This window comes from Sphingomonas sp. T1, assembly GCF_902506585.1.
In the GTDB taxonomy this organism is placed as follows: Bacteria; Pseudomonadota; Alphaproteobacteria; order Sphingomonadales; family Sphingomonadaceae; genus Sphingomonas; species Sphingomonas aerolata.
Genome location: NZ_LR733875.1, coordinates 1656866 through 1670962, shown reverse-complemented (window position 1 = coordinate 1670962; position 14097 = coordinate 1656866). Strand labels below are relative to the sequence as shown.

10 protein-coding genes are annotated in these 14097 nt (G+C 66.1%); 2 read left to right on the top strand and 8 right to left on the bottom strand.

Annotated features, from left to right (window positions below):
- Positions 1-135: 135 nt before the first annotated feature.
- Entirely contained in the window at positions 136-1245 is a 1110-nt protein-coding gene (locus GV027_RS07540) for a sialidase family protein (RefSeq protein ID WP_236559103.1), read from the top strand.
- A gap of 188 nt (positions 1246-1433) precedes the next feature.
- Positions 1434-2678 carry a DUF2254 domain-containing protein gene (locus GV027_RS07535; protein WP_159511489.1) on the top strand — a complete coding sequence of 415 codons (1245 nt, stop codon included), beginning with the start codon at positions 1434-1436 and terminating at the stop codon, positions 2676-2678.
- 465 nt (positions 2679-3143) lie between these two features.
- Here GV027_RS07535 and GV027_RS07530 read toward each other — a convergent pair whose 3' ends face one another.
- The 8 genes from GV027_RS07530 to GV027_RS07495 all read right to left on the bottom strand — a co-directional run bounded on the left by GV027_RS07530 (position 3144) and on the right by GV027_RS07495 (position 14067).
- Positions 3144-4628 (bottom strand): DUF389 domain-containing protein, encoded by a 1485-nt coding sequence (locus GV027_RS07530; RefSeq protein ID WP_236559102.1) that lies wholly within the window; start codon positions 4626-4628, stop codon positions 3144-3146.
- Positions 4629-4642: 14 nt separating this feature from the next.
- Positions 4643-5977, bottom strand: coding sequence for a chloride channel protein (locus GV027_RS07525; RefSeq protein WP_159511488.1), 1335 nt, complete (start codon positions 5975-5977; stop codon positions 4643-4645).
- Positions 5978-6642: 665 nt separating this feature from the next.
- Positions 6643-7395 carry a PP2C family protein-serine/threonine phosphatase gene (locus tag GV027_RS07520; RefSeq protein ID WP_159511487.1) on the bottom strand — a complete coding sequence of 251 codons (753 nt, stop codon included), beginning with the start codon at positions 7393-7395 and terminating at the stop codon, positions 6643-6645.
- Positions 7392-8402: a type VI secretion system-associated FHA domain protein gene (locus tag GV027_RS07515; protein WP_159511486.1), complete on the bottom strand. Its 1011-nt coding sequence runs from the start codon at positions 8400-8402 to the stop codon at positions 7392-7394. Before GV027_RS07515 ends, GV027_RS07520 begins: the two co-directional genes overlap by 4 nt.
- A gap of 11 nt (positions 8403-8413) precedes the next feature.
- Positions 8414-10090, bottom strand: coding sequence for a serine/threonine-protein kinase (locus tag GV027_RS07510; RefSeq protein WP_236559101.1), 1677 nt, complete (start codon positions 10088-10090; stop codon positions 8414-8416).
- Positions 10090-10830 (bottom strand): LysM peptidoglycan-binding domain-containing protein, encoded by a 741-nt coding sequence (locus GV027_RS07505; RefSeq protein ID WP_159511485.1) that lies wholly within the window; start codon positions 10828-10830, stop codon positions 10090-10092. Before GV027_RS07505 ends, GV027_RS07510 begins: the two co-directional genes overlap by 1 nt.
- Positions 10827-12092, bottom strand: a complete 1266-nt coding sequence (locus GV027_RS07500) for a putative bifunctional diguanylate cyclase/phosphodiesterase (RefSeq protein ID WP_236559100.1) — start codon at positions 12090-12092, stop codon at positions 10827-10829. Before GV027_RS07500 ends, GV027_RS07505 begins: the two co-directional genes overlap by 4 nt.
- Positions 12093-12795: 703 nt before the next feature.
- Entirely contained in the window at positions 12796-14067 is a 1272-nt protein-coding gene (locus GV027_RS07495) for a spinster family MFS transporter (RefSeq protein ID WP_159511483.1), read from the bottom strand.
- Positions 14068-14097 lie beyond the last annotated feature (30 nt).

Sequence of the window (14097 nt, the reverse complement as noted above, 5' to 3'; positions counted from 1 at the left end):
AAATCGAATGGTCAGGCAGACCTCGAATACGGGCATCGCGCACATCAGCTGCCATTGGCTCGGTTGAAAACCCCATGCTATCCGGCTCGCGCAATACGGGTCTACGCGTACCCGCAACGTTGTTGGGGTACAGCGATGAAATTCAGGGCATTTCTGGCGCACATGGTGAAGGTCGCGGCACTCGCGGTCAGCGCCGCGGCGCAAGCCCGGATCGGCCATGCCCCGTCGGCCGCTGCGGCCCCGCTTCGGTCGCCGATCATATCGTCGGAATTCATATATACGGATGCGCCCTACCCGCAGGCGCATGCCTCGACGATCGTCGAGCTGCCTGACCGGACGCTGGCCGCAGCCTGGTTTGGCGGTTCCGGCGAAAGCCAGCCTGACGTCCGTATCTGGTTCGCACGACGCGGCGCGACGCGATGGGAGACCCCGGTTGCGGTCGCTGATGGTGTGTCGGCGGACGGTCAGCGATTTCCGACCTGGAACCCGGTGCTTTTTCAGCCTGCAAACGGTGCCCTGCATCTCTTCTACAAAGTCGGGCCGAATCCACGGGCGTGGTGGGGCATGGTCATCCGCTCGACCGATGGCGGACGACATTGGAGCCAGCCGCAGCGCCTGCCGGATGGCGTGTTGGGACCGATCAAGAACAAGCCCGTCGTTGCGCCCGACGGCAGCTGGGTGTCGCCGTCGAGCCGCGAGGAAGGCAGCGCAGAGGCCAATATCTGGTCGATCCGGATCGAGCGGAGCACCGATCGCGGGAGAAGCTGGCAGGTCGGCGACGCGGTGGCCTCACCGATGCACATCGAGGCGATCCAGCCGAGCATCCTGTTTCACCGCGATGGTCGGCTGGAGCTGGTGGCGCGGACGCGGCAGGGTGCGCTTGCGATGAGCTGGTCACGCGACGCCGGGCGTCACTGGTCGCCAATCGCGGCGATCGACCTGCCCAATCCCAATGCGGGTACCGATGCGGTGACACTGCGCGATGGGCGCCAGTTGATCGTCTACAATCACAGCGCGCATCTACCCGAGCGGCCGGGCGATGGCGCACGCTGGCCGCTCAACATCGGTTTGTCCGACGACGGCGTGCGGTGGCGCAACGCTTTGACACTCGAGAGCAAGCCGCTACCCGACGGCTATGCCTATCCAGCGGTGATCCAGACGCGCGATGGACTGGTCCACGTCACCTACACGCATAACCGTACCAAAATCCGTCACGTCGTGATCGATCCGACACAGCTGCGCTGAGTAGGAGGTCACGCTCCGGCGCCACGTCACGAAGTAAGATCTTCGCGGCGCCAGCCGCTGACTGTGATCGACCCGGGGCTGGCTTTGCTTCGCACAGATGATCTGCGGACAGTTCGAGCGGAGCCGCCGGATCACCGCGCTGTTGTCGTCGTGGCTATTCGGCTACCAGCCAGCTGAAGGAGCGCTAAATGACGCAATGGACATGGATTTTGAGCCGGATCGTCCGGCAGGTCTGGTTCCGGGCAGCGATCATCAGCCTGCTCAGCGTCGCGCTGGCGATCCTCGCCGCTTTTGTCACGCCGTATCTGCCGTACACGTTCGATGCCGATATCGGGCAGCAATCTGTCGGCACGATCCTTCAGATCATGGCCTCGAGCATGCTGGCGGTCACGACCTTTTCGTTGACCGCAATGGTCAGCGCCTACTCCTCCGCAACGCAGCTGGCGACGCCGCGTGCGACCCAGCTGATGGTCAGCGATCCGACGTCGCAGAACGCGTTGTCGACCTTCCTCGGCGCCTTCGTCTTCTCGATGGTCGGGATCGTTGGCCTGAACACCAGCGCCTATGGACATGACGGCCGGATCATCCTGTTCGCAGCGACCGTGCTGATCATCCTGCTGGTGGTCGGCACGCTGCTGCGCTGGATCGGGCATATCACGGCGTTTGGACGGATGGCCGATGTGATCGACCGCGTCGAGGAGGCCGCGACCCAGGCAATGCAGGATTTTGCTGCGCACCCTCATCTTGGCGGCCGTGCGGCTGTCGCCATCCCCGCCGATGCCGTCACAGTCACCGCGGTGCAGACCGGATATGTCACGCATATCGACATCACCGCACTTGGCACAATCGCTGACCGCAATGACCTGACGGTGTATGTCGATGTCCTGCCTGGCGCGATGATGCATCCCGCGCGTACGCTTCTGCAGGTCTCGGGAAAGATCGACGACGGCATCCGGAGCGAACTGGTCAAGACGTTCACCATCGAACGGCATCGCTCGTTCGACCAGGATCCTCGACTGGGGCTGATCGCGCTGTCCGAAATTGCCAGCCGGGCCCTCGCACCGGCGACCAATGATCCAGGCACGGGGATCGAGGTTCTCAATGCCTTACTTCGCGTGTTCCTGACGCTGAGCCCCGGCGCGGCGCGTGTCGATAAGGAGCCGGACTCCCCACGGGTTCACATCGGCCAGCCAACCATGGAGGATATGCTCGGCGATGCCTTCGGCCCGATCCTGCGCGAAGGCGTTGCAGAGGTCGAGGTGTCGTTGCGACTGACGGCTACGCTAGCGGCGATGCACGCAAGCCTGCCGGCTGCGCGTCGGGAGATCGAGCACTGGGCCAACCGCCACGCGAAGCGGGTGGCGACGTCCATGGAAGATCCCGACGACCTGACGGCATTCAACGACGCCTATCGCAGACACTGGCCCGCCTGAGCCACGATCAGGCGGCATGCTGCCATCTGGTTCGACGACATCGCGGCCTCTGCCGACAGCCTGACGTCATTCAAGGACATGAGCACGCACCACGTCCCTGTGGGCACATGGCAGCCCCATCAACCCGGATCGTCGCGCAACCCTGTCGAAATACGGCGTCACCAGCAGATGCGGCATCGCCAGCGCCGCGACGCCGGCAAAGAGTGACCGCACGCCCGGATGCAATGAACCGGTCGGCGATATTCACGCGACCGTCGTCCGCAGCGATCGCGCCACCCGCGACGCCGAGGAGTGCGGTTGTGCCAAGCGCGACGGCGGCGATCATTGGACGTACAGTCAGGCGACGCTTGAATACCACGATCCATGTCCTTGTTCAGTTAGAAGCAGATGCTCCTTTCTGAACCCGGATGATGGGCGCAGCCTGTTTCGAACATTACATCCGTGCAATCTTTCCAGCCGAAGCGGCTATGCCCCGCGCTCGCCCGTTTCCGCCGGAGATGAGTCCGTGTCGACTGACCATATCAGGCGCAAGCGACCGCCTGCACGCCCGGCGGCGGCCCTGCCCCCTCGCGCGACGATACCCTGTGCTATCGCTGTGCGCTGACGCAGGGTCCCGCCCAGCACGTCGACCGCCCGCGCGAACCGGGCGGATACCCAGGCTGCGTCGCCGAGCGCCTGATCGTCGATGACGCCGGATTTGATACCGACGTCCGGCAAGACGACATCGTTCGGCGGGTTGAGAGTGACATGCCAATCGGCGACCACCGCGTCCGCACGACGTTCCAGATCGCGATAGCCCGCAATGCCGAGACCCGTCAGGGGCGCCGCGGTCGCGCGGATCGTTCGCGCCGCCGAATCCAGCTGCACCGATGAAACGGGAATGCCGGCGATCAGCGCAACGTCCGCGATCGCCCGATCGCGCTCGCGTGCGACGCGCAGCGCATCGCCATTGCCCGCCCGCGCGATCTGCGCCGCCTCGACCGCGCCGGTCTCGGGCGAGATGCGGACCTGGTCGACATGGACATCGACCGGCCGCGACAATCGTTGGCGAAGGTCCGCAGCGAGCTTGCGATCCGCCCCCGGTTCGATCCGCGGCGTCAGCATGACCGCGCGAACGCGGACCGGGTTCGCGCCATGGTCGATCTCGACCTGGCTCAGCCGCGCGCCGGGCGGAAAGTCCTCGCCCAGTGCATCGCGTACCTGCCGCTGGGCGACCGCCTCGAACGCGATCCGGCGCAGCCCCGCGCCGAGAGGGATCGACAGCACCCCGATCGCGACCGCGAACAGCACGAGCTGCCACCCGGTGTGGTGCGGCGACAGGTGGCTGCCGAACCCGTAACAGCGCGCGACGAGTGCAGCGGTCAGCGCGATGGTGATGGCATTGGTGAGGAACAGCAACAGCGCGCCCGAGAACACCACCCAGTTCCACGTCGCGATGCCGAACCCGACCACCACCAGCGGCGGCATCAGGGCGATGGCGATCGCCACGCCGACGACCGTACCCCCGCGCCCGCGGATCAGCGCATAGCCCCCCGCGATTGCCGAAAGCAGCGCGACAAGCAGATCGAACAGCGTCGGCTGCGTCCGTCCGGCAATTTCGCTGGTGATAGTCTGTACCGGCGACAGCAGGATCAGGACGACGGACAGTGCCACCGCGATCGCCGCGCCCAAAATCAAAGCCGTTGCGGCGCGACGTATCTCATGAAAATCGAGCGTCGCGATGCCGAAGCCCAGGCCGATGATCGGCATCATCAGCGGCGACAGCAGCATTGCGCCGATCAGCACCGCGACCGAGGGCATCAGCAGACCGAGCAACGAGATCGCGGCCGAAATGACGATCAGGAAGGCGTAGCGTCCCGACCATCCCGCTTCCTCGGCAATCTGTCGCAGGACGCCGTCATGGTCGACGCCTTCGGTGGCCTTGGCCATCCACGCCCGGGGAAGCGTCACGAATTGTGCAGGGTTCAGGTGGATCGGGTCGTCTCCGTCATGGCGAAGGTCTTCGATAGACCATGGTACAGCTTCTCGCGGCATACCCACTGGCTGGCCGCATCGGCGATAAACGCGGTCGCAAACATCGGCAGCATCAGGCCGCGGCTCGCGGTCGTCTCCGACAGGATGATCACCGCGGTGAGCGGCGCGCGGACGACGCCCGCGAAATAGGCGACCATGCCCAGGATCACGATCGCGCTGGCGGGCTCGCCGGGGAAGATCTCGCGCAGCAGATTGCCGACGCCAGCGCCGACGGCGAGCGACGGCGCGAAGATCCCGCCGGGCAGGCCCGCGATCGCGGTCGCGGCGGTGGCGACCAGCTTGGCCGGCCCGAACCAGAGCGGCGCATCCACGCCGACGATCATCGCGCGCGCCGGGGCATAGCCGGTTCCCCATGTCAGCCCGGTCACGACGCCGAGTACCGCGACGACACCCCCGCAGACACCGGCGAACGCGACGGGATGCGCGCGCGTCCACCCCGTTACGCGATTGCGGCTGACCGCCATCGCCAGGAGAATGCGCGAGAACAGCCCGCCGGTCATGCCACCCGCGATCCCTGCGACCGGCGCGACGATCAGCGCGGACAGCAGCGGCATATGCGCACCGATCGCGCCGAAATAGATGTAGTCGCCCTGCACCGACTGGGCGACCATCCCGGCGATCACGATCGCGGCAAGGACGAGCAGCGTCACCCTCTGCTCATAGGCAGACGCGAGTTCCTCGATCGCGAACAGCAGCCCGGCGAGCGGCGTGTTGAACGCTGCCGCAACGCCCGCCGCACCGCCAGCGATAAGGACCCCGCCCCGCAACGGCACGCGGACGAGACGATGCGTAAATCCCATGACGGCTGCCGCCAGCTGGACGGTCGGGCCTTCGCGGCCGACCGATGCGCCACCCAGTACAGCGCCGATCGTCAGCACCGCCTTGGCTGCCACCGTCCGGATCGAGATCAGCGTGCCGGTCGCATCATTCGGATTGGCCTGCGCCGCGATGACTTGGGGAATCCCGGAGCCCCGCGCGAACGGCGCATAGCGACGGGTCAGCCAGACCAGCCCCATGAACGTCAGCGGCGTCGTGACCAGCGGCAACCAATGCCAGGTCTTTGCAAAGTCACTGAAAACCTCGCCCGCCCAATCGGCCGCCTCCGCAAACAGCGTCGCGACGATTCCGATCAGGATCGCCCCCGCAAGAATCGCACCCCGCGTCCGGAACTGCGTCGATCGCGGCCCGCGCGCGCGCAGCAACGCCCGATACCGCGACGGCGTCCAGCGTTTGGACGGTAAGAGACGATTGAACAGGCCAGCCATCGGGCTCTTTTAGGTCGCGGCGCCAGTTAGGCCACCCCTGACACCGGACGTCACGATGCGGCCCTTCCACAGTCGCCCGATAGCGGTCTTATCCGCTGCCTCCTCCCTCAAGCGGACATTCTCGATAGGAGCGAGATGACACAGATACGAAGCTGCGCAAGACCGGCCGTTACGCCGACAGTCGTGATCTGGCTGCCTGCCGCAATGACTAAACCTGCCGCGCTTAAGGGTGAATATTTGACGGAGATGGGGCATGCCTGCCCTTCAGACCACGAACGCGGCCTAACCCTGCCAAGAATCGCGCTTGCAGCGGCCGGGATCAATGCGGCGGCGATTTGGCATCTCTGCCGTTTGCGAGGACGTGATGCCCCCTAAATGGCACCAGCGCTTGGCTATTATCCAGCTCGGAACGCCGCCAGCTCCGCTAACCGCCAGCCCGGTCATTCCCGATGCAAAAACCAAATGGCTTGCATCACGTTGAATTCCCACCATCGACAGCGCTTGAGTTATCGGCCGACATCTATGTGTGCCGGCCGTTCGACGGCAGCGCGTTATGGAACGTTAGTATTCTTATACCAGGCTAGCAGATGGTACACGGTTCTGCACGACGCTGCATAACAACAGCGCAGCGGTCGTGCGTTCCGCTACGAGCGGACGCACAGGTCTCACCCCGATAGCGCTGCGATCACGACGAGCGTTGCATTGTCACTGCCATCACGTTGCAGTGCGTTTTCGAGAATGCGGTCCGCCATGTCCCCGATCGCCGCGGGCATCGTCGCGAAATCGCGCGGATCAAGCGATCGTGAAACGCCGTCCGAGCACAGCAGAAGTCGATCGTTCGGCTGGACTAGTGTGGTGACGCTATCCAGCGCTACGGCCGGCGCAACGCCGAGCGCGCGCGTGACGACATTGGCTTGCGGATGACGGTCCGCCGCGGCTTCCGTCAGGACACCCGCGTCGATCATCTCCTGCACGACGCTGTGATCGTGGGTCAGCCGCTCCGCCCCGCCGCCGCGCATCAGATAGGCCCGGCTGTCCCCCGCCCAGAAGATCGTCGCCTCACTGCCCTCGATCAGCGCGATCACGATCGTCGCGCCGCTGGTCGCATGCACATCATAGATAGCGCGATTGGCATGCGACACCGCGGCGCGCACCGCTGCCGCGTTGATCGGCGCCGGATCATCCGCCAGTGCCTGCAAGACATCGACCACCGTTTCTGCGGCGGCGGCGCCGCCGCTATGGCCGCCCATGCCGTCCACGACCGCCCAGAGCCCACGGTCCGCCCGATCGAGAAGCCGATCCTCGTTGACGCTGCGCACCCGCCCGACATGGGATCGGTTTTGCGACACATAGACAGTTTCCTCAGCGAGCGACGGACCGCCGCGAGATTTGCGTCGCAACAGGCTGGCGAGCTTCATGCGGGATCGCGGGCCATGGCCGTATCCGCGGCGTCATAGGCGAGGGCGAAGGCGCGATCGAGCGAGCCGGGTGCGGATGCCACGATCTGCCGTGTCAGGTCGGCATGACGGTCAGCGACTTCTGCCATCTGCAGGCTCGCACGACTTTTCAGCAGCGTCGCGCGGTCCGCGATCGCCGCATCGACAGATGCCGGCTCGAACGTGCCGATCGCCGCGCGCAGGCTTCCCTGCAGGCCTGCGAACGTGGCGACCAGATGCCGCTTCACGTCACGAAACGACGCCTTCAGCGCCGCCGGGCCCGACAGGAACCCCGTCGAGCCCGCGAGCAGCAGGTCGATCGCCAGCCGCTGTGTCGGCGCCCATTTGAACGGATTATTGTCCGCGCCGCTGATGGTCGTGCGCGTCAATTGATAGCGTCCGCGCGCATGGTCGCGCTCGGCCATCAGGTCGCCGATCCCCAGCACCATCTGCCGATACACCGCACCCGCCCGCCGCATGATCTCGGTCGGTTCCTCTTCGGAGAGCAGCGAACAGTCCAGCCCGGCGCCCTCGCAAAATGCCTCCAGCAACGACCCATCGCCCAGCGGTCGCGCCTCACCGGCATCGGCCCAGTCGCTCGGCACCTCCACCGACGATCCCAGCGGCGGCGTCAGCACCATGGTCAGCGCGCCATCGACTTCCAGGTCGCCATGCGGGGCCTGCGTCGCGACCATCTTGAATCGGCCGAGCCTCAGCGCGCTCGGCACCGGCAGCACCACGTCGACCGCATCGGGAAACCGTTGCCCGGTATCGGCATCGAATACGCCATTCGCGCCGAGCGCCCGCAGTGTCAGCCCATCGCCGTCGACGCGCAGTTCACAATGCGCCCGCGACAGCGCGCAATCGGGGTCGGCGATCGGCCAGTCCGCCTCGGTATCACGACCGATGCGGAGCAGACCCTCGCGGATCAGCCGCGCATCGAGCGGCTGGACCATGTCGTCTCGGTCGAAAAGCTGGAGCATGTACATCGAACGGATCCTCAGGCGGCCAGACGAGCGGACGGCACGACGCGGGTAGCGCGCATCGCGATGTCGGCCTGCGCGCCGGTCCCCGCCAGATGCGGCTCGACTGCGGCGGCGGCGCGATTGAACGCGTCGAACGCGGCGCCGAATTCGTCGCGGCGGCGATGCGATATGCGCAGGGCGAAATCGGACTTCGCCGCCTCGTCCAGCGCCTTGCGCAGTCGGGCGAGCGGCCGGGCCACCATAGCGCCGCTCAGATAGCCGATCACCAGCACCACACCCATGATCACCAGCGACAGCACCGTCAGCAGCATCCGCGCATTGTCGATCGCGGCGTCCAGCGCGGTCCGGCGCAGCACCAGGTCGACCGTGCCGAACTCGGCCCCGGCATAGCGGATCGGCCGGACGAACCGCAGTCCTGCGCCCTTGCCCCGGTCGGGTGCCGCGGTCACGCCGGCGCCGCTGCCGATCGCCGCTTCGCCAACGGTGCGGCGATAGCGCGTGCCGATCAGCTTCGCGTCGTCTGCCGCGCGGACGATCCCGCCGGTATCGGCGACCACCATGTCGCGAATCTCCTGATCGCGCGAGGCCGAGGCGACGAAGGCCTGCAGCGCGGTCCAGTCCTGCTGCTCGGGCGCGAGGCCCGCATTATCGGCCGCCAGCACCGCGGTGTTGCCGGTGACGAACGCCGCGATCGAGCGACCCGACACGATCGCCATATGCTCAAGCGTGCGTTGCTGCCGCCCCAGGATCGACGAGACGCTCGCGACCAGCGCGATCGCGGTTACTGTGACGAGCGCCAGCGGGAGCTTGATCTTCAGCGGCAGACCACGGCGGCCGGGTGCTGCCTCGGCGGTCGCCGCGATCTCGCGGGTCAGCGCCTCGTACACCGCATGGCCGTCGGCGAACCGCTGCTCGGGCTTCTTCGCCAGCAGCTTGTCGATCACAAAACGCAGGCCCGGCGGGCAGTCCGCGGCGGAGCGCGCGATCGGCTCGACACGCTCCTGCGCGATCTGGATGGCCAGCGTCGCCAGCCCCATGCCGGGAAATGCAACCTTGCCGGTCACCATCTCGTACAGCACCACGCCCAGCGAGAAGAGGTCCGACCGCTGGTCGACGGGGATGCCGAGCGCCTGTTCCGGGCTCATATAGCGCGGCGTTCCGATCATCTGGCCGACCTGCGTGCGCGCAAGGCGTCCTTCGGTGCCGGACACGTCGATATCGCCGATCCGCGCGACGCCGAAATCGAGCAGCTTGGCGGTGCGGCCATCTGCCGACAGCAGGATATTCGATGGCTTCACGTCGCGGTGCACGACGCCAGCCCTGTGCGCATAGTCGAGCGCCGAGGCAAGTTGCTGACCTAACGCCAGGACGCGTTCATACGGCAGCCGGCCTTGCGCCAGCAGCAGCGTGTCGAGCGGCTGCCCCTCGATCAGTTCCATCGCGATATAGGCGACACCGTCCGCCTCGCCCACATCGTAGACGGTCGCGATATTGGGATGGTTCAGCGCACCCGCGGCGCGCGCCTCGCGCAGGAAGCGCTCGCCAAGTTCGGGGTCGCGACCATATTCCGGCTTTAGAACCTTGATCGCCACGGTGCGCCCGATCCCCGGATCGAACGCGCGGAACACGTCCGCCATCGCGCCCTCGCCCAGCCGACCGTCGATCCGGTAGCGTCCCAGCATCTCGGTCATCACTTGCGCGCCTTCACGGTGGCGGCGATGCGCTCGGCACGCGTCAAGTCGCGCGCGATGACCGGGTTGCCGGGATCAAGCGCAGCGGCGCGGCGCAACAGGCCGACCGCGCGCACGACATTCCCCGAATTGAGCGCCGCCAGCCCCGTCGCGCGCGCCTGACGCGCGGCGACCCGATTGGCCGTGGGTGCAGTCGGCTTCGTCACCGGCGCCGGCCTGGGCGCGGCTGACTTCACGCGGGTGGGAGCGGCCGGCACGGGTCGCGGCTCGGATCGCCGGGGCGCCTCGATGCGCGGGGGCTCGCCTGGAATACGGAGCGTCCGGCCAGCCACCAGATCAGCAGGCTTGGCGATGTCGTTATAGCGTGCGAGCTGATACGCCTTCAGACGATTGCCCAGGAACCGCTGCGCCAGTCCCGACATCGTGTCGCCGTCCCGCGTGGTATAGGTGAAATTCGTCGGCCCCAGCAGATCCTTCGGATCGCGGTCGATCGAGTCGCGCAGTACCTGGACCGAAGGATTCATCGGATCGCGCTTCAACGCGGCGTTGATCCGCTTCTTCGCTGCACCACTATCGCCCTGATCCAGCAATAGCAGGATTGCGTCGATCTCGCTCGCCGGCGTCGTCTGCGGCGCAGGCGCCAGCTGCGGTCCCGCCTTGGGCCCATGCGAACAGGCGGTAATCGCAAGCGCGAGCGCCAGCGCGCCGGCCCGCGCGACCTGTCGAGGAGAGAAACTCATGCGGTAAGCCTTTCGGTGATCCGGTCCCGCATCGCGTACGGGTCGATGGCCAGCAACTTCGCGAGCCCGGCGGAATCGCGTGCGAACGCGACGAACTCCGCGCCCTTCAGCGGTGGCGAGAAATAATAGCCCTGGAAATGCGTGCAGCCGTGACGCAACAGCCACTCATATTCCGCGCGTCGCTCGACCCCTTCGGCGAGCACGCGGATGCCGAGCCCGCGCCCCAGCGCGACGATGCTCTGGCAAATCGCTTGGCTGTCGCGCAGCGTATCGACGTTCGTCACGAATTCGCGGTCGATCTTGATCTTGTCGAACGCCAGCGTGCGCAGCGTGCTGAAGCTGGAATAGCCGGTGCCGAAATCGTCGATCGCGATCCGCACGCCAGCCGCCCGCAACGCGTCGAACAGCTGGGTGGCGCGCGTACCGTCGCTCATCGCGACACTCTCGGTCAATTCGATCTCCAGCGCAGCCGCCCCCAGCGAATGCCGCGCAAGCGTGCGTGCGACCAGTGCCGCCATGTCGTCGCGGTCGAGCTGATGCCCCGACACGTTCACCGCGACGCGCAGGGCGTCCAGGCCCTGTGCCTGCCATGACCGCGCCTCCCGCGCAGCGGCGTTGAGGGTCCACATCCCGATTTCATGCGCCAGCCCCATCGCCTCCATCACCGGCACGAACCGCGACGGCGAAACCTGCCCGAGGGTGGGATGAAACCAGCGGATCAGCGATTCCGCGCCCGACACCCGACCTTCCCCGGCATCGATCAACGGCTGGTATCGCATTTCCAGTTCGCCGCGCGCGATCGCCTGGCGAAGGTCCTGTTCCAGGGCATACCGCTCGCTGGCTAGGGCTGCGAGATCGAGGACAGGGCTGGCGACCGCGACCACGGCACTGGGCTGTACTGTCAGTGACGCCAACGTGCGGGACAACATCGCCTGCGCGTTCACACCGTCGGCCGGCATCCTAGCCTGCCGCACGCGAATTTCGGGCAGGATTTCCCGGTCGCCGTCGATCACCACGTCGCCCAGCGCGTATCGCAGCACATCCAGTTCGGTCTGCGCAGCTTCCTCGACGACATCCGGGCCGAACCAGATCGCGACGCTGGCGCGATCGACATGCGCAATCAGTCGCTCTTCGGGCAACATCCGGGTCAGCCGGTCGACGATCGTCAGCAGCAGGCGTTCGCCCAGCGCCGGGTCAAACGCGCACAGCCGATCGAAGTCCATGAATCCGATGACACCGAGTACCCCGCGCCCGTCCGCCATCACTCGCTCGATCAACGGCTCGCGGGTAGGCAAGCCGGTAATCGCGTGGCGATGACTGGTGCGATGCTCGACAGCCTTCAGTCGCTCCGCGATGGTCGCTACGCTCTGTGCCAGCCTTTCACCACGCGAGATCGTCGGAGACGTCCCGGCGAGAATTTGCAAATGCCGGATCAATCGCGATACCCGGCAATGCTGGGCAATCGAATACGCCATTGCTGCGAAAACGAGACAGACTGCAACGGACGCTATGGCGGCGACACTGCGATCGACGAACCGCCACGTGACGATAGCCGCCGCTATTGGTAGTAGCCCGATGCACCAACGCTGCGCAGGCGGAATCGCCGTTGAAAACCCCATAACGACCTGAATAGCGGCCATTATCATACGGATGTGTTAATATGGCCCCGCCTGTGCGTCAGACCTGATCCCCGGACGCCACGCCATTGGTACATCAGCTCGTCGGACGGAGCGGAGCGATGCGGCAAGGCCGTTTCACCGAGGATCACATCATCGGGGCGCCGCGTGAGCATAAATCTAACATGAAAGTGGCGGAGCTCGCGGCAGGCGTCGAGCGGTACCGCCGTTCTCGTGCCTGTTCCAAGCGACTGGACGCTATCAAAGCTTCACAATCCGCTATCCGCATTCCGCGAGCACACGCCCAGACAGTCCCGGCTGGCGCCATCCGGCTGTCGGTGTTGGCGTCTTAAGTCGATTGATCGACCCAGTCCTGACGGAGCGGTGTCGACGCCAGCCACATCAGCAACGCGGCCACCAGATACAGGACGAGCCCCATAAGCATGGCATAGCGCAACGCTTCGTCGCCATAATGCGCGGCGAGACCGTCCGACAGTGCGCCAAGCGCAAAACTGCCGCCGCCAAGACCGATGAGGTTGTTGATCAGCAGGAACGTCGCCGATGCGGTGGCGCGCATATGCCCGGGTACCAGATGCTGGATCGCCGTGATGACGGGCGCGAGCCAGACATAGGCGAGCGCTTGGGGCACGAGGAAGAAGACGAACGCCGCCGTCACCGAGGACGACAGGATTCCTGCGGCAAACAGCGGCACCGCGATGACGAACGCGATCGCGGGCACGCGCGCGTACATCCGCCGATCGCGTGCCCCCAGCCGGTCGCCGAGCACGCCGCCGAGTAGAACGCCGGCAACGCCCCCCAGCAACAGCACGCCGCCATAGAATTGCGCGGTCTCGATCAGGTCGAGCCCGAAGCTCCGCTGCATCAGCGACGGCAGCCAGAAGGCCAGACCATAGCCCAGCATCGAACTCGCCGAAGCGCCGAACGCGAGCAGCCAGAAGCTCGGCTTGCGCACGAGAATGCCGAACACGCGGCGGACGGGCTCGCGGTCGCACGCATCGGACCCACGAACTGGCTCGCGTACGCACAGCCGAAACACCGGCGCGAGCACCAGTCCCGCGACACCGACCACGATGAACGCGGTCCGCCAGTCGATCGACGTCGCGATATAGCCGCCGAGCATCACGCCGGCTGCCGACCCGAGCGGGATGCCGAGCGAATAGACCGCCAGCGCGCGCGCACGGCGGTCGGGCGCGAACGTGTCCGCGATCACCGCATAGGACGGCGCGACGCCCCCCGCCTCGCCAACCCCCACGCCGATCCGGAACGCGAAGAGCTGCGCAAAATTGCTGGCCACACCGCACAGGGCAGTGAACGCGCTCCACACAGCGAGCGAGAGCGTGATAACCCAGGTGCGGCTCGTTCTATCGGCCAGCCACGCCAACGGGATCGCAAGCGTCGAATAGAGCAACGCAAACGCCAGCCCGCCAAGCAGGCCCAATTGCGTGTCGGTCAATGCCAGGTCCGCCTTGATCGTCGGCGCGAGGATGCCAAGGATCTGCCGATCGACGAAGTTGAACGTGTAGACCAGCAACAGCATGACGAGCGCCGTCACGCGGTAGCGGCGGCCCTCGCGCGGGGTCGCCGGGATATCACTCGCCATATATTGCTCCAGCAAACGGAGGGCTATCAC